The sequence below is a fragment of the Ruegeria sp. CF4 genome (assembly GCF_056537345.1).
Genome location: NZ_JBQFRJ010000001.1, coordinates 558910 through 580917 on the forward strand (window position 1 = coordinate 558910; position 22008 = coordinate 580917).

Annotated in this window: 23 protein-coding genes and 1 tRNA gene; 11 read left to right on the plus strand and 13 right to left on the minus strand. The window is 59.0% G+C overall.

Features of this window, described 5'->3' with window-relative positions; translation table 11 throughout:
• Nucleotides 1–24: 24 nt before the first annotated feature.
• Nucleotides 25–1182: a deoxyguanosinetriphosphate triphosphohydrolase gene (locus ACR0NF_RS02750; RefSeq protein WP_480666795.1), complete on the plus strand. Its 1158-nt coding sequence runs from the start codon at nucleotides 25–27 to the stop codon at nucleotides 1180–1182.
• On the opposite strand, the gene ACR0NF_RS02755 is transcribed toward ACR0NF_RS02750, so the two are convergent.
• On the minus strand, nucleotides 1164–1715 hold the full coding sequence (locus ACR0NF_RS02755) for a putative pterin-binding protein (protein ID WP_480777732.1): 552 nt from the start codon (nucleotides 1713–1715) through the stop codon (nucleotides 1164–1166). The two genes, ACR0NF_RS02750 and ACR0NF_RS02755, sit on opposite strands and share 19 nt — an antisense overlap.
• Before the next feature lie 129 nt (nucleotides 1716–1844).
• On the opposite strand from ACR0NF_RS02755, the gene argS reads away from it, so the two are divergent.
• The 6 genes from argS to ACR0NF_RS02785 all read left to right on the plus strand — a co-directional run bounded on the left by argS (nucleotide 1845) and on the right by ACR0NF_RS02785 (nucleotide 7458).
• Nucleotides 1845–3590, plus strand: coding sequence for an arginine--tRNA ligase (gene argS, locus ACR0NF_RS02760; RefSeq protein ID WP_480469547.1), 1746 nt, complete (start codon nucleotides 1845–1847; stop codon nucleotides 3588–3590).
• An 88-nt stretch (nucleotides 3591–3678) separates the two neighbouring features.
• Entirely contained in the window at nucleotides 3679–4722 is a 1044-nt protein-coding gene (locus ACR0NF_RS02765; RefSeq protein ID WP_480469548.1) for an SPOR domain-containing protein, read from the plus strand.
• Complete coding sequence (nagZ, locus tag ACR0NF_RS02770; protein WP_480666798.1) at nucleotides 4719–5726, plus strand: beta-N-acetylhexosaminidase; 1008 nt, start codon at nucleotides 4719–4721, stop codon at nucleotides 5724–5726. Before ACR0NF_RS02765 ends, nagZ begins: the two co-directional genes overlap by 4 nt.
• Nucleotides 5716–6510 carry a segregation and condensation protein A gene (locus ACR0NF_RS02775; protein ID WP_170509855.1) on the plus strand — a complete coding sequence of 265 codons (795 nt, stop codon included), beginning with the start codon at nucleotides 5716–5718 and terminating at the stop codon, nucleotides 6508–6510. Before nagZ ends, ACR0NF_RS02775 begins: the two co-directional genes overlap by 11 nt.
• Nucleotides 6503–7153, plus strand: coding sequence for an SMC-Scp complex subunit ScpB (gene scpB / locus ACR0NF_RS02780; protein ID WP_480469550.1), 651 nt, complete (start codon nucleotides 6503–6505; stop codon nucleotides 7151–7153). Before ACR0NF_RS02775 ends, scpB begins: the two co-directional genes overlap by 8 nt.
• Nucleotides 7154–7218: 65 nt before the next feature.
• Nucleotides 7219–7458 carry a hypothetical protein gene (locus ACR0NF_RS02785; RefSeq protein ID WP_480469551.1) on the plus strand — a complete coding sequence of 80 codons (240 nt, stop codon included), beginning with the start codon at nucleotides 7219–7221 and terminating at the stop codon, nucleotides 7456–7458.
• A 3-nt stretch (nucleotides 7459–7461) separates the two neighbouring features.
• Here ACR0NF_RS02785 and ACR0NF_RS02790 read toward each other — a convergent pair whose 3' ends face one another.
• The 8 genes from ACR0NF_RS02790 to ACR0NF_RS02825 form a co-directional block, all read right to left on the minus strand.
• Entirely contained in the window at nucleotides 7462–8541 is a 1080-nt protein-coding gene (locus ACR0NF_RS02790) for a 2'-deoxycytidine 5'-triphosphate deaminase (RefSeq protein WP_480469552.1), read from the minus strand.
• 61 nt (nucleotides 8542–8602) lie between these two features.
• A tRNA-Pro gene (locus tag ACR0NF_RS02795) sits at nucleotides 8603–8679 on the minus strand.
• Between the two features lie 61 nt (nucleotides 8680–8740).
• Nucleotides 8741–9331: a MerR family transcriptional regulator gene (locus tag ACR0NF_RS02800; RefSeq protein ID WP_480666800.1), complete on the minus strand. Its 591-nt coding sequence runs from the start codon at nucleotides 9329–9331 to the stop codon at nucleotides 8741–8743.
• An 18-nt stretch (nucleotides 9332–9349) separates the two neighbouring features.
• Nucleotides 9350–9652, minus strand: coding sequence for an integration host factor subunit alpha (gene ihfA / locus ACR0NF_RS02805; RefSeq protein ID WP_008755922.1), 303 nt, complete (start codon nucleotides 9650–9652; stop codon nucleotides 9350–9352).
• Nucleotides 9653–9748: 96 nt separating this feature from the next.
• Nucleotides 9749–10720, minus strand: a complete 972-nt coding sequence (locus tag ACR0NF_RS02810) for a beta-ketoacyl-ACP synthase III (RefSeq protein ID WP_480469554.1) — start codon at nucleotides 10718–10720, stop codon at nucleotides 9749–9751.
• A gap of 24 nt (nucleotides 10721–10744) precedes the next feature.
• Nucleotides 10745–11830 (minus strand): phosphate acyltransferase PlsX, encoded by a 1086-nt coding sequence (gene plsX, locus ACR0NF_RS02815; RefSeq protein ID WP_480469555.1) that lies wholly within the window; start codon nucleotides 11828–11830, stop codon nucleotides 10745–10747.
• A gap of 24 nt (nucleotides 11831–11854) precedes the next feature.
• Nucleotides 11855–12061, minus strand: a complete 207-nt coding sequence (rpmF, locus tag ACR0NF_RS02820; RefSeq protein ID WP_008756996.1) for a 50S ribosomal protein L32 — start codon at nucleotides 12059–12061, stop codon at nucleotides 11855–11857.
• A 205-nt stretch (nucleotides 12062–12266) separates the two neighbouring features.
• Entirely contained in the window at nucleotides 12267–12803 is a 537-nt protein-coding gene (locus tag ACR0NF_RS02825; RefSeq protein WP_480777733.1) for a YceD family protein, read from the minus strand.
• Nucleotides 12804–12888: 85 nt separating this feature from the next.
• On the opposite strand from ACR0NF_RS02825, the gene ACR0NF_RS02830 reads away from it, so the two are divergent.
• From ACR0NF_RS02830 to ACR0NF_RS02840, 3 genes are all read left to right on the plus strand, one after another.
• Nucleotides 12889–13365, plus strand: coding sequence for an outer membrane protein assembly factor BamE (locus ACR0NF_RS02830; RefSeq protein ID WP_480469557.1), 477 nt, complete (start codon nucleotides 12889–12891; stop codon nucleotides 13363–13365).
• Nucleotides 13366–13462: 97 nt separating this feature from the next.
• Nucleotides 13463–14197 (plus strand): GNAT family N-acetyltransferase, encoded by a 735-nt coding sequence (locus tag ACR0NF_RS02835; protein WP_480777734.1) that lies wholly within the window; start codon nucleotides 13463–13465, stop codon nucleotides 14195–14197.
• Nucleotides 14198–14265: 68 nt separating this feature from the next.
• Nucleotides 14266–16074, plus strand: coding sequence for an ABC-F family ATP-binding cassette domain-containing protein (locus ACR0NF_RS02840; RefSeq protein ID WP_480777735.1), 1809 nt, complete (start codon nucleotides 14266–14268; stop codon nucleotides 16072–16074).
• A gap of 76 nt (nucleotides 16075–16150) precedes the next feature.
• Here ACR0NF_RS02840 and ACR0NF_RS02845 read toward each other — a convergent pair whose 3' ends face one another.
• Entirely contained in the window at nucleotides 16151–16705 is a 555-nt protein-coding gene (locus tag ACR0NF_RS02845) for a sugar O-acetyltransferase (protein WP_480469560.1), read from the minus strand.
• Nucleotides 16706–16715: 10 nt separating this feature from the next.
• Nucleotides 16716–17471 (minus strand): 3-hydroxyacyl-CoA dehydrogenase, encoded by a 756-nt coding sequence (locus ACR0NF_RS02850; RefSeq protein ID WP_480469561.1) that lies wholly within the window; start codon nucleotides 17469–17471, stop codon nucleotides 16716–16718.
• Nucleotides 17472–17640: 169 nt separating this feature from the next.
• On the opposite strand from ACR0NF_RS02850, the gene ACR0NF_RS02855 reads away from it, so the two are divergent.
• On the plus strand, nucleotides 17641–18357 hold the full coding sequence (locus ACR0NF_RS02855) for a hypothetical protein (RefSeq protein WP_480777736.1): 717 nt from the start codon (nucleotides 17641–17643) through the stop codon (nucleotides 18355–18357).
• A gap of 99 nt (nucleotides 18358–18456) precedes the next feature.
• Here the strand turns inward: ACR0NF_RS02855 and tyrS are convergent, their stop codons facing one another.
• A complete protein-coding gene (tyrS, locus tag ACR0NF_RS02860) occupies nucleotides 18457–19710 on the minus strand; it encodes a tyrosine--tRNA ligase (RefSeq protein ID WP_480657419.1) in 1254 nt (417 codons plus the stop codon).
• Nucleotides 19711–20272: 562 nt separating this feature from the next.
• The gene (locus ACR0NF_RS02865) at nucleotides 20273–21838 is read right to left on the minus strand and encodes a carbamoyltransferase C-terminal domain-containing protein (protein WP_480777737.1); all 1566 of its coding nucleotides are present in this window, start codon (nucleotides 21836–21838) and stop codon (nucleotides 20273–20275) included.
• Nucleotides 21839–22008 lie beyond the last annotated feature (170 nt).

A 22008-nucleotide genomic window follows, 5' to 3' on the forward strand; every position in this document is an offset into this window, starting at 1 on the left:
AGACAGGCGACAAGGACAAGACCTTTGGAAAGAGCGGGTTTTGCCTCGGATCCGGGCCGCGCAAGGGGGCGGCTTGTGCCGGAGGAAGAGAGCAGCTTTCGGTCGTGCTTTCAGCGCGACCGCGACCGGATCATTCATGCCAGCGCGTTTCGGCGCCTCAAGCATAAGACGCAAGTATTTGTGGAGCATGAGGGGGACAGCTACCGCACGCGCTTGACCCATTCGATTGAAGTGGCGCAAGTCGCGCGGACCATTGCTGGTGCGCTGGGCTTGAATCCGGAATTGACCGAGGCTGTGGCGCTGGCGCATGATCTGGGTCATACACCGTTCGGACATACAGGCGAGGATGCGCTTCATGCGCTGATGGCGCCGTATGGCGGCTTCGACCACAACGCGCAGGCCATTCGGATCGTGACCAAGCTTGAGCGTCACTATGCCGAGTTCGACGGATGCAACCTGACCTGGGAATGTCTGGAAGGTATCGCCAAGCACAATGGACCTGTGGTTGGCGAGTTGCCCTGGGCTTTGGCTGAATGCAATCAGGGCTTTGATCTCGAACTCCATACACATGCGAGTGCCGAGGCGCAGGTGGCCGCGCTTTCAGATGATATAGCTTACAACAATCACGATCTGTTTGATGGGTTGCGCGCGGGACTGTTCAGCGATGAGGATATCCAGCAGCTTCCCATAATCGATGCCTGTTTCGATGATGTGGATGCTAAATATCCAGATCTGGACGCTTACCGCCGCAGGCACGAGGCATTGCGGCGGGTCTTTGGTGTGATGGTCTCGGACGTGATCGACACGTCGCGCGGGCTGATCTCAGCTTCGGGGGCACAGACGGTCGAAGAGATCAGACATCTGGGTTATCCGGTCATTCAATTCTCGGATGCGCTGTGGATGCAGCTCAAGCAGATCCGGGCATTCCTCTTTTCACGTATGTACCGCGCGCCCAGCGTGATGCAGGTGCGTGCCAAGGTCAGCAAAGTGGTTGAGGAATTATTCCCGATCTATCTGAACGATCCGAAGCAAATGCCGCGACATTGGCATCGCGATATCGAGGCCGCAACCGATGAAACTGCTTTGGCCCGGATCGTCTCAGATTACATCGCGGGCATGACCGACAGGTTTGCGCTGCAGGATCATGCCCGACTGACCGGAGATCACTCGATCGCGATATAGGCGATGGCCCAGACCTGCTGGCTGGCATGTGTTTGAGCCAATTCTGCGTCATCCGTAGCCGGAAAAACGATCATGGTAGGGCCGTAACCACCGATGCCCATGGGTGCACCATCTGCATGGGTGGCCACGATGGGTCGGTGTGTTTCGATGCTTTGCCACGGGATTTCCGCCTGATAGCCGTCCAGCGCCATGGGCAGGGCAGATTTGCCCTCGGCCCCGGCCATCGCCATCACGTCAGACAGCAGAGGCCCTGAGAAGGTATAGTCGCGCTGGTTGTCTGGGGGGCCGTAGGGGATGGTAATCTCGATCTGCTCCAACCCGTCCAGCATCGCCGCGTCAAAACCTGATGCGCCGGCATGTGTAACTTCGAGGTGGTCGAGCAGGCCGCCGTCATTCTCACCACGTGGGGGCAGGTTGGTTTCGGTGACGGCGCCACCAAGCGTTAGCAATATATGGCCCTGTGGCGAGGGCATTTCGGCCCAGCTGGGCAAGGCGGTAGTCAGCAACAGGGCAAAGGGCAGGGTGAGGCGCATCAAAGGGCTCCGGTCAGCTTTTTTTCGACCTTAGCCCTGTTCGCGGCTAATCCAAGCTCAAACTTTAGGCGTCCATTGACCTTGGCGGTTTGCGTGGTAAACCCCGCGACAAGCAAAAGGACATCCGAAATGAACCTGTTTTCCGAGATCCGCGGCCTTGTACTGGACGCGCTGGCGCAGATGCAATCCGAAGGTGCGCTGCCAGAGGGGTTGAGCTTTGACAACGTGGCGGTCGAACCGCCGCGCGATGCCGCGCATGGAGACATGGCGACCAACGCGGCCATGGTGCTGGCAAAACCGGCGAAGATGAAGCCGCGCGACATTGCTGACGTACTGGCCGGAAAGCTGGCGGCAGATGAACGGGTCACCAGTGCTGAGGTGGCAGGGCCGGGCTTCCTGAACCTGCGTCTTGTGCCGTCGGTTTGGCAGGGCGTTCTGGCGGCGGTGCTTGAGACGGGCACGGACTATGGCCGCTCAACCATGGGGCATGGGCAGAAGGTGAATGTCGAGTACGTCTCGGCCAACCCGACCGGTCCGCTGCATGTGGGCCATACGCGGGGCGCGGTGTTCGGTGACGCTCTGGCAAGTTTGCTGGCCTATTCCGGCCATGACGTGACACGTGAATACTACATCAACGATGGCGGCGCGCAGGTCGATGTGTTGGCGCGCTCAGCCTATGAACGGTATCGCGAAGCCAACGGGCTGAGCCCCGAGATTGCCGAGGGGCTGTATCCCGGCGATTACCTGATCCCGATCGGTGAGGCGCTGAAGGAGAAATACGGCGACAGCCTGATCGACAAGCCGGAAAGCGAATGGCTGGAAGAGCTGCGCAACTTTGCCACCGACGCAATGATGGACCTGATCCGCGCCGACCTGAAGGCGCTGGGTGTTGAGATGGATGTGTTCTTCTCAGAGAAATCACTCTATGGCACGGGCCGGATTGAGGCTGCACTGCAGTCGCTGACCGATAAGGGCCTGATCTATGAAGGCGTGCTGGAGCCTCCCAAAGGCAAGAAACCCGAAGATTGGGAACCGCGCGAGCAAACTCTGTTCAAATCGACCGAGCATGGCGATGATGTCGACCGCCCGGTCAAGAAATCGGACGGCAGCTGGACCTATTTTGCACCGGATATCGCTTATCACTACGACAAGGTAAGCCGTGGCTATGACGCTCTGATCGACGTATTTGGCGCGGATCACGGAGGCTATGTGAAGCGGATGAAAGCTGCTGTGTCGGCGCTATCAGATGGCAAGGTGCCGCTGGATATCAAGCTGACTCAGTTGGTGAAGCTGTGGAAGAACGGCGAGCCCTTCAAGATGTCCAAACGCGCCGGGAACTTTGTTACGCTGCGCGATGTGGTCGATCAGGTCGGGCCTGATGTGACCCGTTTTGTGATGCTGACTCGCAAGAACGACGCGCCGCTGGATTTCGATTTCGATAAGGTGCTGGAACAGAGCCGAGAGAACCCGGTGTTCTACGTGCAATACGCCCATGCCCGGGTCATGAGTGTCCTTCGCCGTGCCGCTGAGGCCGGGATTGCCACCGATGACGCAACCCTTTCCGGGGCTGATCTGGGCAAGATTGACCACGCATCTGAGCTGACCGTTGCCAAGAAGCTGGCAGAATGGCCACGTCTGGTTGAAATCGCTGCGCGCACCAATGAACCGCACCGGGTTGCTTTCTATCTATATGAATTGGCAGGAGATTTTCACGCGCTGTGGAACAAGGGCAACGACGAAACCCAGCTTCGCTTTATTCAGGATGGCGATGTTGCCACAAGCCAGTCGAAAATCGCATTGGCGCGCGCTGTTTCTGTTGTGATTTCAGCGGGCTTGGGTATTCTTGGCGTTACCCCGGCGCAGGAGATGCGGTAAACAATATCGCCCGAACCGCCGGTCTGAGGTAGGCAAGAAATGACCCGCGCGCCACTTTTTAAGGCGCGAAACGGGCGGTGAGGCGGATATGGCACGTTACGATTACTCGGGGCAGGCAAGCCCCGAGCAGATGCATTACTCGAATCAAACGCATCCTGAAGATGCGTATGGCTATCCCGACGAAAGCTATGGCTATGACGAGGCCCCGCGCGCAGGCGCAGGGTTGGGTCGCATTGTCAATGTGCTTGGGGCGGTTGCGTCTCTGGCACTGGTCGCAGGCGTTGGCGTCTGGGGTTATCAATTGATCATGCGCGACGTCAGCGGCGTGCCGGTTGTGCGGGCTGCCGAAGGGCCCATGCGCGTGCAGCCCGAGAACCCGGGTGGCACGCCTGCCGATCATCAGGGTCTGGCTGTGAACGCTGTGGCCGCAGTTGGAACTGCAGCCCCCCCGGCGGATCGCCTGATCCTTGCCCCGCGCCCTGTGTCGTTGACCGACGAAGACACGCCTATGGCTGCGCTTGAGGCGACAAACGCCGTGCAAGTGATCGAAGAACCCGCCACCGATCAAGCCGTCGTGAATGCACTGGTCGAAGGGCTTGCCGCCGAAACCCAGCCTGAGCAGGGTGAAGAGCAGGGCGTGCAACTCGCCGCGCTAGTCACGCCAGAAGAAGAGCCCGCAATTGATCCGGTTGATTACGCCGCACAACAGCCTGACCCGGCGATTGCTGCGCTGCCGGGCGTGCGCCGGTCGCTGCGCCCGCAGGTGCGTCCGGCCCGCGCTACGCCCAGTTCCATCACGTCTAACAGCGCCACCGAGGCGGCGATCAACGCGGCCGTAAAGGCTGCCGTTGGTCAGGATGTGGACCCCGACACGTTGGCCAAAGGGACACGGCTGGCGCAGCTTGGTGCCTATGAAAGCGCTGATGTAGCCCAGGCCGAATGGGCGCGATTGAATGGTCGCTTTGGCGAGTATATGGATGGAAAGCAGCGCGTTATCCAGAAAACCTCAAGTGGTGGACGCACCTTCTATCGCCTGCGTGTCATGGGGTTTGATGATCTGAGCGACTCGCGTCAGTTTTGTGCCGCCTTGGTCGCGCAGGGCGCCGATTGTATTCCGGTCGCCGTTCGTTGAAGTTCGGAGCAGTCATCACCGATGCCCATGGGCTGCGCCTGACGGCAGACGAGAAAGCCCTGTTCAAAGAAATGAACCCGTTCGGGTTCATTTTGTTTGCCCGCAACATTGAAACCGCCGACCAGACTCGCGCCCTGTGCGACGATTTCCGCGAGGCCGTTGGCCGAAATTGTCTGATCACCGTGGATCAGGAGGGGGGCCGCGTGCAGCGCCTGCGCGCACCTTTGGCCCGTGAATGGATGCCTCCGCTGGACCATGTCGCGCGTGCCGGGGATCAGGCTGAGCGTGCGATGTATCTGCGCTATCGCCTGATTGCGGATGAACTGCTGGCTCTGGGCATCGACAGCAACTGTGCACCGATGGTCGATCTGGCCCGCGACGATACCCATGCATTCCTGAAGAATCGCTGCTATGCCTCTGATCCAGAACAGGTTTCTGCGATAGGATGGGCCGTTGCGAACGGCCATCTGGATGGTGGTGTGCTGCCGATTGTGAAGCACATGCCTGGCCATGGCTTATCAACGCTCGATAGCCATCACGACCTGCCGCATGTGGATCTTTCGCTGGATGCGCTGGAAGAGGCCGATTTTGCCCCGTTCAGAGCGCTCAATGATCTGCCGATGGGGATGACGGCGCATCTGGTTTATGACCAGATTGACCCTCGGCCTGCGACGATCTCGGCTGGAATGATGACGCTGATCAGGGAGCGGATCGGTTTCGACGGTCTGATCATGACCGACGATATCACGATGAAGGCTTTGCAGGGCACGCCCGCTGATTTGGCCCGTCAGGCGCTGGACGCCGGATGCGATGTGGCCTTGCACTGCAACGGGGCCTTTGAAGAACGTGCTAAGGTGCTCGAAGCCGCTGGTGAGATGTCGGATGCGGCACAAGCCCGCGCAGATCGGGCGTTGGCCCAGCGGCAACCGCCACAGGAACTTGACATCCAAGCCGCCGAGGCGGAACTATCTGCCCTAATGGGCGGGCAGGTATATGCAGGATAACCTTTTCAGCGAAGACCCGGTCTCGGTCGCGGATCGGCTTGCAGCCGAAGCGCTGATTGTTGACGTTGATGGGTTTGAAGGCCCGTTGGATGTGCTGCTGACCCTGTCGCGGACGCAAAAGGTGGATCTGCGCAAGATCTCGGTTCTGGCGCTGGCGCAGCAATATCTGACATTCGTCGAAAAGGCACGGCAACTGCGGATCGAACTGGCCGCCGACTATCTGGTCATGGCTGCGTGGCTGGCCTTTCTCAAATCCCGTTTGCTGTTGCCCCCTGATCCGGATGATGAAGGGCCGTCGGGTGAGGAACTGGCCGCGCACCTCGCGTTCCAGTTGGAACGCCTGCAGGCCATGCGTGATGCCGCCGCACGGCTGATGGCGCGTGATCAGCTGGGTCGCGATTTCTTCAAGCGCGGGCAGGGCGAGGATGTCACCCGCATCCGCACCGTGACCTACTCCGCCACGCTGCTGGACCTGATGCAGGGCTATGCGCGTATCCGCACTCGTGACGAATTCCGTCCCTTCGTCATGGACCGTGATGCCGTCTTTACGATGGAACAAGCGCTGGAGCGGATGCGGCCCTTGATTGGCTTTGCCGGTGCTTGGACGGACATGGAGACCTATCTGCCCGAAGGCTGGGATGCCGACCCGGTGCGCCGCCGTTCGGCTACCGCTGCGACCTTTGCAGCCTCGCTGGAGCTGGTGAAAGAAGGACATATGGAGATCAAGCAAAGCGAAACCTTTGCCCCGATCCATCTGCGTAAGAGGACCGAAACACGTGACTGACGCACCCGAAGAAACAGGTACGCTGTTCGAAGCACCTCCGCTGGCTGAACAAGAGCGGATGGTCGAAGCTGTGCTGTTCGCAAGCGCCGAGCCGGTGACGATTGGTGATCTTGAAGCGCGGATGCCTCATGGCAGCAATGCCGCGCAAGCCGTTGAATCGCTTCAGAAGCGCTATGAAGGGCGTGGTGTGCGTGTCGTACGAGTGGGCGAGGCTTGGGCGATCCGTACCGCACCCGATCTGGGCTTTCTAATGCAGAAGGAAACAGTTGAGACCCGCAAGCTGAGCCGGGCCGCAATCGAAACGCTGGCGATCGTCGCCTATCACCAGCCCTGCACGCGGGCCGAGATCGAGGAAATCCGCGGTGTTTCCGTCTCGCGTGGCACCATCGATCAGCTTCTTGAAATGGAGTGGATCAGGCTAGGTCGACGCCGCATGACGCCGGGTCGTCCGGTGACCTTTGTGGTGACGCCCGAGTTTCTGGATCATTTCGGCTTGGAGAATGCCCGCGACCTGCCGGGCCTGAAAGAGCTGCGCGCCGCAGGGTTGCTGGAAAACCGGCCTCCGCCCGGCACCGTGCCTCTGGGCGAGGGGCAGGAAGCAGACGAGGACGAAGATCAGACAGAGCTGTTCGAGGAAGAGTGATCGGACAGCCCTTTTGTTGCCGCAGAACGTGCCTATTGTAGAGTGCAGGAAACGGAGTTGAGCCAATGAATGCCAATCGGATCATCGACATGATCGTGCGCCAAGTGACCCGTCGCCTTGTGAACCATGGGGTCAACAAGGGGATCGATCTGGCAAGCCGAGTGGGACGCAAACCGGATCAGTCAGAGACCCCGGGCAACCCGGAAGCTGACCGCCAGATGCACGACACCGCCGCGCGCCAGAAACAGAACGCCAATCAGATGAAGCAGATGACCCGCCAGATGCGCAGGTTCATGAAGTTCTGAGGATCAACCAACAGCCTTGAAATGCTTGGACAATTTCAGGCCCTGACCCTGATAGTTCGAAGCAATGCCTGCGCCATATAGCTGCGTCGGCATCTCAGCCATCTTCTCATAAACCAGCCGCCCAACGACCTGTCCGTGCTCAAGCACAAAGGGCGCCTCATGGCAGCGTACTTCCAGCACACCACGTGATCCGGCACCACCCGCTTCGGCATGACCGAAACCCGGGTCGAAGAACCCGGCGTAATGCACACGGAACTCACCCACCATGGCCAGATATGGGGCCATTTCTGCGGCGTACATTGGTGGGATATGCACCGCCTCGCGGCTGACGAGGATGTAGAACGCACCGGGGTCAAGGATGATGCGCCCGTCCTTGGTGCGCACCTCCTCCCAATATTCCTGCGGGTCGTATTCGCCGATCCGGTCCAGATCGATCACCCCGGTATGGGGTTTGGCGCGATAACCGACCAGATCGGTGTCGGGCAGCTGCAGATCGACCGAGAACCCCAGGCCGTCCTGAATGACGGCTGGCCCGTCGACCAACGGCGTCTGTCCATGCAACGCGGTCAGCTCGGCGTCGCTCAGCACAGCCTGACCCTTACGGAAGCGGATTTGATTCAGCCGCATGCCTGGGCGCACCAGCACCGAAAAAGAACGCGGGCAAATCTCGGCATAAAGCGGACCGGTATAACCTGCGGGCACCCGGTCAAACTCGGTGCCGCCATCGGTGATGGTGCGGGTCAACAGGTCAAGCCGTCCGGTCGAGCTTTTGGCGTTGGCCACGGCGCTGACATCGCCGGGCAGCGCAAGCGCTTCCATCAGGGGTACCAGATAAACGCAGCCTTTTTCCAGAACCGCGCCGTCGGTGATGTCGATGCGATGCATCTCGAACTCAGCCAGACGATCTGCAACGGTGCGTCCTTCGCCTGCCAGGAACGAGGCACGCACCCGATAAGCCACTGTTCCCAAACGCAGATCAAGGCTGGCCGGCTGCACTTGGGCCGGGATAACATCCGGGTTCGCAGTGATCTCACCACGCGCGATCATCGCTTCCAGCTGCTGGTTTGGGCAAACACCTGTCATCTTGATCCCCCCTGATGCCAGAGCGGGATCCGGCCTATGTGCCATAAACGTCGGTGTGATTTGGTCGGGCTAGCAGGACTCGAACCTGCGACCTTCCGTCCCCCAGACGGACGCGCTACCAGGCTGCGCCATAGCCCGACGTTGAGGTGTTCATAAAGACTTTCCCGGCAGGGGCAAGAGGAAATCATCGCCTTTTTTGCTATCCCGCCGCGTGGTGTTCAACGCGATCCAGCCAGCTGCGCAGATCCTTTGCGATCGGCGCAATTTGCTTCAGCAGCTCGTCGTCATAGTCGCCTCGATTCCACGCCAGCGAAGCAATACCCCCCATCAACGGAGCCGCATCGACCTCATCAGGCTGTTGTGGCTGTTCCACGGCTGCCGGGGCCGGGGGCTTTGTGGCGGCGGGCTGGACAGGCTCACCCAGGTCCAAGTTGATCTGATCCGCTGGCTCTGCCGCCGGTTTTGCGGTGAAGGGCACAACCGTGCTTTCGGGCGCAGGCTCTGGCGCGGTTTCGTCGAGCGCGGGAGACAAAGACGCCACATGTGCCACACCTTGTTCGCGCAGGATGCGCTGAACGCCTTTGATGGTGATCCCATCTTCATGGAGCAGTTTCTTGATGCCACCCAGCAGGCGCATATCATTGGGGCGGTAGTATCGCCGCCCTCCGGCTCGTTTGACGGGCTTGACCTGCGTGAACTTGCTTTCCCAGAATCGCAGCACATGAGCCTGAACTCCGAGCCAATCCGCAACTTCACTGATCGTGCGAAATGCGTCGGGGGACTTACTCATAACACAGACGTCCTGAACTTACTTGCGATTCCCGGCTGCGACGCGATCCTTCATCAGGTGCGACGGGCGGAAGGTCAGCACGCGGCGCGGCTGGATAGGAACTTCTTCACCGGTTTTGGGGTTGCGGCCAATGCGGGCGGTTTTGTCCCGAACGCTGAACGTGCCAAAAGACGAAATCTTCACTTGCTCGCCACGCACCAGCGCGTCGGACATGTGGTTCAGTACGCTTTCGACCAACTGCGCGCTTTCGTTGCGTGACAGGCCTACCTCACGGAAGACGGCCTCGCTCAGATCCATTCGGGTTAGTGTTTTGTCGCCCATACTTTTTCCCCTGTTGATGGGGAAGCATATGGCGATGCGAAATTCGCTGTCAATATCAATGAATTGCGGGCGGCTCTGTAAGCCGGATTGTGCCGGTTACCAGCGTAGGGCGACCGCGCCCCAGGCCAAACCGCCACCGATGGCTTCAGTCACGATCAGATCGCCCTGTTTGATCTGTCCACGCTGCTTGCCAACGGACAGTGCCAGGGGAATCGATGCTGCCGAGGTGTTGCCGTGGTCCTGAACCGTGACGACGACATGATCCATCGGCAGGCCCATTTTCTTGGCGGTGCCCTGAATGATGCGGATATTGGCCTGATGCGGCACGATCCAGTCCACATCGTTGCTGGTCAGGCCCGCACGTTCCAGCGCGACCTCGGCTGTTCTGGCCAGTTTCTCGACGGCGTGACGGAAAACCTGATTGCCTTGCATGCGCAAATGCCCGGTGGATTGGGTCGAGACCCCGCCATCGACATAAAGCAGATCCTTGTAACGCCCGTCCGAATTCAGATCGGTCGCCAGAATGCCACGATCATCAGGCGTGCCATTGCCTTCCTGTTCTTCCAGCACCAATGCACCTGCGCCATCGCCGAACAAGACGCAGGTCGAACGATCGGTCCAGTCCATGATTCGCGAAAAGGTCTCGGCCCCGATCACCAGCACTCGCTTGGCCTGACCAGACAGGATCAGAGCATTGGCATTGCTCAGTGCGAATACAAAACCGGCGCAGACGGCTTGCACGTCAAACGCAAAGCCGTTGGTCATGCCCAACCGGGCCTGAACCATTGTCGCTGCAGACGGAAAGGTCAGATCGGCGGTTGAGGTTGCCAGAACGATGGCGTCAATGTCTTCAGCAGTCAGCCCGGCATCAGCCAGCGCGGCCTCGGCCGCTTTGGTGGCCAGATCGGAAGTGGTTTCATCATCGGCTGCGAAATGTCGCCGCTCGATACCGGATCGGCTGCGAATCCACTCATCCGTCGTATCCAGTGTTTGCTCGAACTCAGCGTTTGGCACAACGCGCTCCGGCAAATAATGTCCGACACCTACAACAACTGAGCGGCCTGCCATGCTGGGGTACTGCCTTTTTTGTTATTATTCCGATTGAGACACGGAATGGGCCGCATCTTGTGCAAGTGCGGCTGTTGATGCAACCCGTGCCGCCAATTTTTCGGAGAAGCCGGATTCAGCCAGCGTAAACGCCAGTTTGACCGCTGCTGAAACGCCTGTCGCGTCTGCTCCACCATGAGATTTAATGACGGTTCCGTTCAGGCCAAGGAAAACGCCCCCATTCACGCGACGGGGGTCGATCCGCTTTTTCAGACGGTTGAGCGACGTGATCGCAAGGATCGAGGCCAGCCTGGACAGGGGGGAATACTTGAACGCCTGCCGCAGAAGATCTCCGATCAGGTTGGCAGTGCCTTCGCCGGTTTTGATCGCGACATTGCCTGTGAACCCGTCCGTCACGATCACATCGGCCTTGTCGCCGGGGATATCACTGCCTTCGACAAAGCCCACGAACTCAAAATTCGCCTGTTCGGCAAAATCCGAGATCATCGCATGCGCTTCTTTCAGCTCGGCCCGGCCTTTGTGTTCTTCGGTTCCGACATTCAGCAGACCAATGCGGGGGCGGCTGAGCGCCATACCGTTGCGCGCGTAGGAGGCTCCCATCAGCGCATATTGCAGCAGGTCCTTGGCGTCAGCCCGCACATCCGCGCCTACGTCCAACATCACGTTGAATCCTTGCGGATTGCGTGAGGGCCACAGGATCGCGATGGCAGGGCGGTTCACGCCGGGCAGCTTGCGCAGCCGCAGCATCGACATCGCCATCAATGCGCCGGTGTTGCCGCAGGATACCGCGCCATGCGCTTCACCTGCGCGCACCGCCTCAAGCGCGGACCACATTGAGGTGTTCTTGCCGCTGCGCACAACCTGGCTGGGTTTGTCCTCCATCGTAACCACGTCGGGGCAATCACGAAAAACGACGCGCCCATCAAGGACACGCCGTTTGGAAACCAGCTTGCGCAATTCCTGTTCCTGACCGTGCAGGATGAACCCGATCTTCGGGTTCTTGTCCGCAGATTTGGCAATACCCGCCACAACGACGGCAGGGCCCGAATCTCCGCCCATAGCGTCAACCGAGATGATGATCCGTCCGGTTTGCGAGGGCTGATCCGTCATGCCTTAGCCTGCGTCCAATCAGGCTTAGGCCGCGTCTTCGTCCAGGTCGATTTCGTCGGCCTGAGCGACGACTTCGCGATCGTCATAGTGGCCGCAAGAGGCACAAACGTGGTGCGGGCGCTTCAGCTCGCCGCAGTTCGGGCATTCGTTCGGGTTTGCAGCAACCAGAGCGTCGTGTGCGCGGCGGTTATTGCGACGCGACTTGGAAACTTTGTTCTGTTGGACGGCCATGGTCTCAACCTTTGTCTGATATGGGCCAGCAGATTCGCCGCCGGCCGGGTTACGTTCTTTGTTTTCTCGTGGTTTGACGCGCGTTTAAGGGGCTTGCCCCGCAATGTCCAACCCAAATTCCAATGAGCGCGCGAAAATACTGCGATTCTCGTCATGTTCAAGCGGTTTTTCTGAAGGCCTGCTATGACAGGAAAACACCCCCCTGTCACTCGTCTTTTTTCAGCGCATCCCGCAGCCCCGCCAGACCGGCAAAGGGTTTGACATCCTCATCCGTCAGGGCCTGCTTGCCCGGTTCAGTATAGTCGGATTGGCCCAGTTCAGCACCGTCTTTGCGCGGATATTGGGGCAGGGCCAGCGACAGGGCCTCAACCATGATCAAGGCAGGATCGATCTCGGGACCAAGTGGTTCAGATTCATCATCTTCGGGGATTTCGAACTCTGGCTCGTCCGGGTCGGCCCAGTCGGCCAAAAAGATGCGACTCACCGGGACATCTATGCGCGTGGTCACAGGTTCCAGCGTCACAACGCAGGGCTGAATCACCGTCGCGCCCAGCTTTCCGGTAAGCGCCCAGTCACGTTTACCCTGCGCATGCAGCTCTCCCACAAAGCTGAGTTTGCGCAATCCCAGCAGGCCAAGCTCCAGTTTGATCGCCTCAAGTGCCTCGCCGGCCGGGCGCAAATCAAACGGTGTCGGAGCGTTTTGCGGCAGGTCCGCGACGCGCAAAGATGTCTGGTTGCTCATTCGTGAGGTTTTCCTGTGTTGAACCGGGACTGCGGTTTGATGTAATCGGATAGGGTCCGCAAGGGGCCAAGGCAAGAGGGTGTGCATGTTGAAGGGTGTGAACAGGTTGAAACCAGCGTCGAAAACGCTTGTCTTTGCGGCCTGTCTGGCAGTCGCAGGCGCATGTACGCCGATCTTTAAGAATCACGGCTATGTGCCGCCGCCAGAAGATCTAGCCAAGATCAAGGTCGGCGTCGATACGCGTGAAACTGTGGAAGAGGCCGTTGGCGCACCCAGTTCCGCAGGTGTGGTACGGGATTCGGGTTACTATTATGTTGCCTCGCGCATCCGTACGTCCGGGCTCAGACGGCCCAAGGTCGTATCGCGCGAGCTGGTCGCGATCAGTTTTGATCAGCGCGGCGTTGTGCGCAACATCGAACGGTTTGGGCTTGATGATGGATATGTCATCGTCCTCGACCGCCGTGTGACCGATTCCAACATCGAGGACAAAGGATTCCTGCGCCAGTTGCTTGGCAATATCGGCAACTTCAACCCGGCGAATATCCCAGGGGTCTCCAACTAAGTCGCTCAACACGCTTGCAGGTTCACGGGACAGTCACACATACTGTGCTAGGGACCAGACAGATGCGAACCGGTCTGCAACCGCGGAGGGTGCGACGATGGCTGATTTGTTGAACAGGGGCCACTATCGCGCTCGTCTGGCTCAGACCGGGCGCGATATAGCAGCTGCGCAAGCCCTGCGCACGCTGGCGTTTGGCACGCTCCAGACGGATCATGACGCGTATGACGCCCGATGTGCGCATGTTCTGATTGAAGATATGCAAGCAGATTGTCATCTGGTCTGCTGTTTTCGAATGCTGACGATGCAGGATGGTTCCGAGATCGGGCAGAGCTACTCGGCGCAATTCTATGATTTGTCAGCGTTAAATGATTTTACCAGTCCCATGGTTGAGATGGGCCGGTTCTGCATTCACCCCGATTGGACCGATCCCGATATCCTGCGTGTCGCATGGGGCGCGATGACGGCATATGTGGATCAGAACGGGGTTGAGATGCTGTTTGGCTGCTCGTCCTTCGCGGGGACCGAGACGGCCGAGTATCTGGATGCGTTTGCCATGCTGAAGCATCGTCATCTGGCGCCCAAGCGCTGGTTGCCGCGGGTGAAGGCACCGGATGTGTTTCGCTTTGCCGCGCGCCTGCGTCGTCGACCGAATGTGAAACAGGCGATGCTGCGGATGCCGCCTTTGCTGCGGACCTATCTGATGATGGGGGGATGGGTCAGCGACCATGCCGTGGTGGATCGGCGTATGAACACGCTGCATGTGTTTACGGGGCTTGAGATCGGAGCGATTCCCCCAGCCCGCAAACGCTTGCTGCGGGCGGTGGCCGGGTGATCCGAGTATTTCGGAAAAGGTGAAGCAGGGGCGTTGACGCGTTGCCTTGGCCGGTTTAGCTGGCGGGCATGGCGAGAATTCCTTTGTTGCAGATGTCCGGCATTTCCCTGACTTTCGGGGGCGATCCGGTGTTTTCCGAACTTGATCTGGTGGTTCAACCCGGTGACCGCGTGGCGCTGGTGGGGCGAAACGGATCCGGAAAATCGACCCTGATGAAAGTAATGGCAGGGCTGGTCGAGGCGGATCAGGGGGATATTGTGATTCCGCCCGGTAAATCCGTGGGTTACATGGAACAGGACCCGGGAATGGAAGGATTCGCGACGCTGGGCGACTACGCCTCCAGCGGGTTGGAGCCCGGTGAGCTGTACAAGGTGGAACGCGCTGGAGAGGGCCTAAAATTCGACCCGGATCGCGCGGTCGAGACCGCCTCGGGCGGCGAGCGGCGGCGGGCGGCGTTGGCCAAGCTGATGGCCGAAGCGCCGGACCTGATGCTGCTGGACGAGCCAACCAACCATCTGGATATCGAGGCGATTGCCTGGCTGGAGCGTGAGTTGGGCGCGACGCGTGCGGCCTATGTTCTGATCTCGCACGACCGGGCGTTTCTGCGCGCACTGACACGAGCAACGCTGTGGATTGATCGGGGCGCCGTGCGGCGGCAGGAGCAGGGGTTTGAAGCCTTTGAGGGCTGGCGCGACAAGGTCTGGGAAGAGGAGGATCAGCAGCGCCACAAGCTGAACCGCCTGATCAAGTCCGAGGCGCGATGGGCCGTTGAAGGCATCAGCGCGCGACGCAAGCGCAATCAAGGCAGGGTGCGCGCCCTGCAAGCCTTACGGGCCGAGAAAGCGGCGCAGATCAAGCGTCAGGGCTCGGCGGCTATGGCATTGGAATCAGGTCCTAAATCCGGTCGCAAGGTGATTGAGGCCAAGGGTGTTACCAAGGCTTTTGGCGCACAGCAGATCGTTCGGAATTTTGACCTTTTGGTGCAGCGCGGTGATCGGGTGGCCTTTGTCGGACCCAACGGTGTAGGCAAAACGACGCTGCTGAAAATGCTGCTGGGTCAGGTTGAACCGGATGAGGGCAACATCTCTCTGGGCACAAATCTTGAGATCGCGGTGTTTGATCAGACCCGTGCGCAGCTCGACCCTGAAATGACGCTGTGGGATAGCCTGACCGGTGATCCCGAGATGCGGGTTTCGGGCAAGGCCGATCAGGTGATGGTGGGTGGGCAACCAAAGCATGTGGTGGGCTATCTCAAAGAGTTCCTGTTCGAGGAACGGCAAGCAAGAGCGGCTGTTAAGTCCTTGTCCGGAGGGGAAAAAGCGCGATTGCTGTTGGCCAAGTTGATGGCGAAATCGTCGAACCTTCTGGTGCTGGATGAACCGACAAACGATCTGGATGTCGAGACGTTGGATCTGCTTCAGGAATTGCTGGACGACTATGACGGCACCGTGCTGCTGGTCAGCCACGACCGGGATTTTCTGGACCGTGTCGCCACGACGACAATCGCTATGGAAGGCACCGGGCGGGCAACCGTTTATGCCGGTGGCTGGTCTGACTACATCGCGCAGCGCGGTGATGTTTTTGAGAAAAAAGAAGAAAAAACAAAGATATCAAAGCCGAAGGTGAAGCAGGAAGCCAAGCCAAAGGTAGGGCTGTCCTTCTCGGAGAAACACCGGCTTGAGAAACTGCCTGCCGAGATCGCGCGGCTTGAGGCTGAGATCGCCAAGCTGGAGGAACTGATGTCAGACCCCGAGCTGTTCACGCGTGAGCCTGTGAAGTTCCAGAAAGCCACCGACGCTCTGGTCGAGCGGCAGAAAAAGCTGTCGGCGGCCGAGGAAGAGTGGCTGATGCTGGAGGAGAAGGCCGAGGCCGGATAGTCCGTGTTGTACATCCTGAAATCGCTCAGGTGTCCGAGTCGTACAACTTTTTCTGTAAACGAGTCGTAAACAGATTCTATCCGCGCGCGGTGATCGGACGGGCCGGGTTCCCCACAACCGTTTCGTCGGGTGCCACCGATTTCGTCACCACGCTGCCCGCGCCGATGATGGCGCGGTCACCGATTGAGACACCGGGCAGTATGATGGCCCCGCCGCCGATCCAGACGTTTTCCCCGATGGTGACCGGGTGGGCGATCTCAAGACCCTGCGCGCGCCGGGTCGGATCTTGGGCGTGTTCAGCGCAGTAGATCTGGACATTGGGTCCCAGCAGGGTTCCATCGCCGATCCGCACGGGGGCGGTGTCCAATATGGTGCAGCCGGCATTGAAATAGACTCGGTCACCCAGCGACAGGTTGATCCCATAGGCGCAGTGGAAGGGTGCCTCGATGAAGCAGTCCTGCCCAATCTTACCAAACAGTGCGGCCAGTTCATCTGCCATGCCGCCGCGATCATCGGGTGGGTAGGTGTTGTGGGCATGAACAGCGCGGCGCGCGGTCTGGCGCATCTGCTCTAGTTCAGGATCGAGGCAGGTGTACCACTCACCTGCCGCCATTTTCTGCCGCTCGCTCATGCCATCAGGGTTAACGCATCCGCAGGGCGCCGTCGATGCGGATGACCTCGCCGTTCAGATAGCCCATCTCGACGATGAACCCGGCCAACCGTCCATATTCGCGCGGATCGCCCAGACGGGGCGGGTTGGGGACGTCGGCGGCCAGTTGTTGCTGCACTTCTTCGGGCAGTCCGGCCAGCATCGGGGTCATGAAGATACCCGGCGCGATGGCCATGACACGGATGCCGGTCGAGGCCAGATCGCGTGCCATCGGCAGCGTCATCCCCACAATGCCACCTTTCGAGGCCGCATAGGCCGCTTGACCCTTCTGCCCGTCAAAGGCCGCGATTGATGCGGTGTTGATGATCACGCCGCGCGCGCCATCGGATTCGGGGTCGTTCTTCGCCATTTCAGCGGCGGCGAGGCGCGAGACGTTGAAACTGCCGACCAGATTGATGTCGATGGTGCGTTGAAAAGCGTTGAGAGGGTGGGGGCCGTCTTTGCCGACCGTCTTGGCCCCGATCGCGATACCGGCGCAGTTCACGGCGGCGGTGATCTTGCCCATCGACTGGACAGCCTGTTCGATGGCAGCGGCAACCGATGCCTCGTCGGTCACGTCAGTCTGCACGAAATGACCGCCGATCCCCGCAGCGACCTGCGGGCCACGCTCGGCGTCGCGGTCGAGGATTGTGATCTGTGCGCCCTGTTCGGCGAAATGGCGGGCGGTGGCCTCACCCAGGCCGGACGCGCCGCCGGTGATGACCGCTGCGGTGGTGGATAGCTGCATGGCCGGTTCCTCTCTCGGATATGAACGATTGTTCAATAACTGCAAGACCCGCACCCTGTCTACTGTTTTGAGAGTGTCGAGGTGCCAAACGATCGTTCACGCAAGGGTCGCCGTTTCGTGAATGAACAATCCGTTCCGACCACGTGTTTGACACTCAGGAGGTACCGATATGGTTATGTTAAAGAATGCGAAGCGTGCACTGGGCGCGATGGTAGCGGCTCCTGTTTTAGGGGTATTGATGGTTGGCAGCGTGGCTGCCGCGCCGGAGGTGTGCGATGGACGCACGGCGCGGGATTTGGCCAATGCCGGAGACTATGCGGGGCTGTGCGACTGTGCGCAGGTGACCCCGAGCTTTCTGAAGCGGCTTCAAAGGCGGTCGGATTTCGAAACGGTTCTGGGGGTCACGGGTGCGCAATGCCCGGGGCTGGCGGGGCTGCTGACCGATTTGCCAACCGCCAGTATTTCAGCAGCAGCGACATCGCGTGGTGAGGACCGAAGCTCTGACGGCAATGGCGTTGGTGATGGCGGTGCAGGCGGCGGAGGCGCTGGCGGCGGCGCCGGAGGTGACGGTGGCGATGGTGGTGCCGGAGGTGATGGTGGCGATGGCGGTGCCGGAGGCGACGGTGGCGATGGCGGTGCCGGAGGTGATGGTGGCGATGGCGGTGCCGGAGGTGACGGTGGTGACGGCGGCAAACCGGGTGGAAAGCCTGGCGGTAACGACGGCGCAAAGAAAAGTGGCAATGATCGCGCGGATAAAGCGCGCGCCAGAGCCGACAGGGCGCGAGCCGGTGCAAGGGCAGCGGCAGCGAATGCGAGATCCCGTGCCGACGCCGCCAGAGGCAAAGGCAAGGGTAAAGGTAAAGGTAAGGGCAAAGGCCGCAAGTAAGGCGAAGGCCGGGTGCCCATCAATTCGGGCAATTGCCGAAACAAAAAAGGAAACGGCCACCTCATGCAGGTGGCCGTTTTTTCTTTGTGGCAGTCGGAGTTAGCCCAATTGCACCAGTGCGTGGCGTTTCTTGCCCGCGCTCAGCTTGATCGGAGAAGACAGCGCGCCAGCGTCGATCATCAGACCGGCATCGGTCAGCGGGGTGTCGTCCAGCTTGGCGCCGTTTTCGGCGATCAGGCGCTTGGCCTCTTTGCCGGATTTCGCCAGACCCGATTTCACGATGATCTGGACGATGGACATGCCATCACCCAGCTCATCCATGCTGAGCGTGAGGGTCGGGAGATCACCGCCCACACCGCCTTTTTCGAACACTTCGCGCGCGGTGGCCTCGGCGTTCGCGGCCGCCTCGGCCCCGTGCAGCAGGGTCGTGACCTCGTTGGCGAGGCGGATCTTGGCCTCGTTGATCTCGGACCCTTGCAGCGCGCCGAGACGGTCGCATTCATCCACCGGCAATTCGGTATAGAGCTTCAGGAACCGCCCCACATCCGCATCAGTGGTGTTGCGCCAGAACTGCCAGAATTCATAAGGAGACCGCATCTCGGCGTTCAGCCAGACTGCGCCGTCCTGCGATTTGCCCATCTTCTTGCCGTCGCTGGTGGTCAGCAGGGGCGAAGTCAGACCATAGATCTCGTGATCCAGCACGCGGCGGGTCAGGTCGATGCCGTTGACGATATTGCCCCACTGGTCACTGCCGCCCATTTGCAGAACACAGCCATAGCGGCGGTTCAGCTCAAGGAAGTCATAGGCCTGCAGGATCATGTAGTTGAATTCGAGGAAGCTGAGCGATTGCTCGCGATCCAGCCGCGATTTCACGGATTCAAACGAAAGCATCCGGTTGACCGAGAAATGCCGCCCGATATCGCGCAGGAAATCGAGGTAATTCAGATCGTCCAGCCACTCGGCATTGTTCAGCATCAAGGCCTTGTTCTCGGCCTCGGTGTCGTAGTCGATATAGGCCGCAAACACCTTTTTGATGCCTGCGATGTTTTCGTCGATCTGTTCGGGGCCCAGCAGGGGGCGTTCATCGGCGCGGAACGAGGGGTCACCCACCTTGGTGGTGCCGCCGCCCATCAGAGTGATCGGCTGGTGGCCGGTTTTCTGGAACCAGCGCAGCATCATGATCTGGATCAGGCTGCCCACATGCAAGGACTTGGCCGTCGCATCAAAGCCGATATAGGCCGGTTTGCACCCACTGATCAGCGCGTCGTCAAGGCCCTGATAATCGGTGCAGTCGGCAAGAAAGCCGCGCTCGATCATCGTGGCGATGAAATCCGATTTGGGGTGGTAGGTCATGACGCTCAACAGGCCTTGTGTTCTGGCCCTCTTAGCAAGGGCTGGTGTAAATTATCGGTCAGCAAAAATCTAACTTGACCCGCTTGGCTGCACGAAGGAGCAACTTTCGTGCAACCGGGTTCTAAATCCCTATGGTTCGAGGATTTGTCAACATCGCCTCGCTTGAAAAGGTATGAGTTCCTTGAAGCTTTGCGTTGTCAAGGCTATCGGGCTGAGGCACCCCGATAGCATCGTATCATTCAACTCACTTCGGCCCTGAGGCAGTTTCTGCTACATCCTGCAGACAGATCATCAATTGCCGATGCTCGGAAGCCTCTCAACCAGAATTTCCCCCACGACTGCGTGGCCCTGTGGCGATAGATGGCCGTCATAACGCCAATACAATTGATGCCTCTGCAAGTCGCGCTGATGAAACAATGGCAAGGCGGCCCTTCAAAAGCAGGGAGAATGGGCGCAGAAATAGGACATATGCGTTGAGGTATTTCGGAGGCACCGCGCAAAACTGCATATCACCTCAACATCGTAGCGATTTGCATTTGAACCCCTTGCAATGCACCGCTCGCTAATTGAGTCGAACATACGAAATACCGGCAACAAATGCGTCAAGGCCCGATGACCGCGCGTAGTAGTACAAGTCACTGGTCTTATTGATGAACCCGGCGTTTTTGAAGTTCAGCGAGGTGTTGCAGAGGACGCCAACACCGGAAAGCGCTTTGAACTCGGTAAGAAGATTGTAAAGCACAGGGTTCTGATCCCGATTTACAGTCTGAACGCGCGCCGAGGCGTCAACGTGACGTACCGCCTTCAAGGCCGGGTTGGTGGTATTCTGAAAATACAGCATATGAGGCGATGCTCCCGACCAGTCGAAGTGCTCCGAGACATCCTCTTCAAGGCAAACCGGAGCTACCGGGGCATCGTCGGCGCGCCCTTTGATCCTGTTCAGGCGGGTTCGGTTTTCGGCCTTGAAAGGGGATGCGAAAATAGATCGGTTCCCGAGCGCTCGAGGCCCAATTTCGCAACATCCCGCCGCCCAACCGACAACCTTGTCTTCATACAGGTCTGCGGCGATTTCCCGGAGGTTCAATTCGCCGACCGTAGTCTCTGGCATGTCGATACGGTCATCTACAAAGGGCTGACCACAATAGACCGACCAATCAAGCTTGGCGCATCCGCTATAATGGCGCATGGCGTCTACGGCAGTCCCAATCGAGCTGCCGGAATCGCTGGTGCAGGGCGGGACAAAGACATCGCGAAACAGACCACACTCGCGCCATCGCGTGTTCCAGTTACAGTTGAGGCCACAATCACCCGAAATCAGCAAAGGATAGCCTTTGTTCAGATGAGTCTTCGCGAACTCATAAAAAGCGTTGAAAATAGCGTCGGAATACTTTGCGGCCAGGTTCCTGAAGCGGCTCGAGTCGATGCCGATATTGTGGAAAGGCGATGATGCGAAATCGCTTTTGCTTGGAGTGAAAGACGCCTTGTCCTGATAGAGCAACTGAGCGATCAAAGTTTCGGCATCGGTGTCTTGCGCATGGGCGTCCCCGATAGCACCCGCTGCCATCAGCTTGCCCGGTGCTTTCTTGCTGAAACCGTCGTGGGCGTGCAACCGTTCAGGATCGGCCAGATCAAGCAGAAACGAATACCTGAGCCAAGGTTTCGCCATGACCTGACCAAGGTGGCGAATGTTCAAATCTGCATCAATTTCGTAGAAATCGCCAAGCGCTTCCTCCCAAACAAGCGCATAGCAAGGTTCGCCCTGTTCGAACGGAGACAATGCATAAGCGCTCCAGATATGGGATCTTTCGTGGGTTGAAGAATAGAAGTCAATTGTTCTTCCAAAGAACGTTTTTTTGCCAACCACTTCGGAACGGTTGCCGAGGCCCTGATGACCGGCACCGGTTAATGTCGCGTGGCCATTTGCCGTAGATGACCACCCGCTGAGCGCCAGGACATCCGGCAAATCCTTGAACCATGTCGCGGCGTCGATAAACGTGTCCGGATTGACCGCAGAGCTTCGGGGATAGCTGTCTTTTTCAGCCTCATATGAGAACAAAAGCTCTTTCTTGTCGGTATCAATTCCAGCGATGGTGCCATCGTGCCCGGGCTTAAAAGAAAGAACTTTCATAATAACTCACTCGCAAAAATCGTATTCCGAGCGAGCGTATTGAGGAATGTATGGTTTAATCAAGTATCGTTGATACCCAAAGGTGACAAATCCAACGATTGGTGGCAACGAATTGGCACGGCTTGTGTTGATCGAGCTTTTGCATTCAAGGCAGTAGAGGTTGCGGCCTT

Bases quoted from the DNA above. Each gene is read 5' to 3' on its own strand.
- ACR0NF_RS02755 (WP_480777732.1), bottom strand. From the start codon at position 1,715: ATGCGCCTCACCCTGCCCTTTGCCCTGTTGCTGACTACCGCCTTGCCC.
- argS (WP_480469547.1), top strand. From the start codon at position 1,845: ATGAACCTGTTTTCCGAGATCCGCGGCCTTGTACTGGACGCGCTGGCG.
- ACR0NF_RS02765 (WP_480469548.1), top strand. From the start codon at position 3,679: ATGGCACGTTACGATTACTCGGGGCAGGCAAGCCCCGAGCAGATGCAT.
- ACR0NF_RS02775 (WP_170509855.1), top strand. From the start codon at position 5,716: ATGCAGGATAACCTTTTCAGCGAAGACCCGGTCTCGGTCGCGGATCGG.
- ACR0NF_RS02785 (WP_480469551.1), top strand. From the start codon at position 7,219: ATGAATGCCAATCGGATCATCGACATGATCGTGCGCCAAGTGACCCGT.
- ACR0NF_RS02790 (WP_480469552.1), bottom strand. From the start codon at position 8,541: ATGACAGGTGTTTGCCCAAACCAGCAGCTGGAAGCGATGATCGCGCGT.
- ACR0NF_RS02800 (WP_480666800.1), bottom strand. From the start codon at position 9,331: ATGAGTAAGTCCCCCGACGCATTTCGCACGATCAGTGAAGTTGCGGAT.
- ihfA (WP_008755922.1), bottom strand. From the start codon at position 9,652: ATGGGCGACAAAACACTAACCCGAATGGATCTGAGCGAGGCCGTCTTC.
- ACR0NF_RS02810 (WP_480469554.1), bottom strand. From the start codon at position 10,720: ATGGCAGGCCGCTCAGTTGTTGTAGGTGTCGGACATTATTTGCCGGAG.
- plsX (WP_480469555.1), bottom strand. From the start codon at position 11,830: ATGACGGATCAGCCCTCGCAAACCGGACGGATCATCATCTCGGTTGAC.
- rpmF (WP_008756996.1), bottom strand. From the start codon at position 12,061: ATGGCCGTCCAACAGAACAAAGTTTCCAAGTCGCGTCGCAATAACCGC.
- ACR0NF_RS02825 (WP_480777733.1), bottom strand. From the start codon at position 12,803: ATGAGCAACCAGACATCTTTGCGCGTCGCGGACCTGCCGCAAAACGCT.
- ACR0NF_RS02830 (WP_480469557.1), top strand. From the start codon at position 12,889: ATGTTGAAGGGTGTGAACAGGTTGAAACCAGCGTCGAAAACGCTTGTC.
- ACR0NF_RS02835 (WP_480777734.1), top strand. From the start codon at position 13,463: ATGGCTGATTTGTTGAACAGGGGCCACTATCGCGCTCGTCTGGCTCAG.
- ACR0NF_RS02840 (WP_480777735.1), top strand. From the start codon at position 14,266: ATGGCGAGAATTCCTTTGTTGCAGATGTCCGGCATTTCCCTGACTTTC.
- ACR0NF_RS02845 (WP_480469560.1), bottom strand. From the start codon at position 16,705: ATGAGCGAGCGGCAGAAAATGGCGGCAGGTGAGTGGTACACCTGCCTC.
- ACR0NF_RS02850 (WP_480469561.1), bottom strand. From the start codon at position 17,471: ATGCAGCTATCCACCACCGCAGCGGTCATCACCGGCGGCGCGTCCGGC.
- ACR0NF_RS02855 (WP_480777736.1), top strand. From the start codon at position 17,641: ATGGTTATGTTAAAGAATGCGAAGCGTGCACTGGGCGCGATGGTAGCG.
- tyrS (WP_480657419.1), bottom strand. From the start codon at position 19,710: ATGACCTACCACCCCAAATCGGATTTCATCGCCACGATGATCGAGCGC.
- ACR0NF_RS02865 (WP_480777737.1), bottom strand. From the start codon at position 21,838: ATGAAAGTTCTTTCTTTTAAGCCCGGGCACGATGGCACCATCGCTGGA.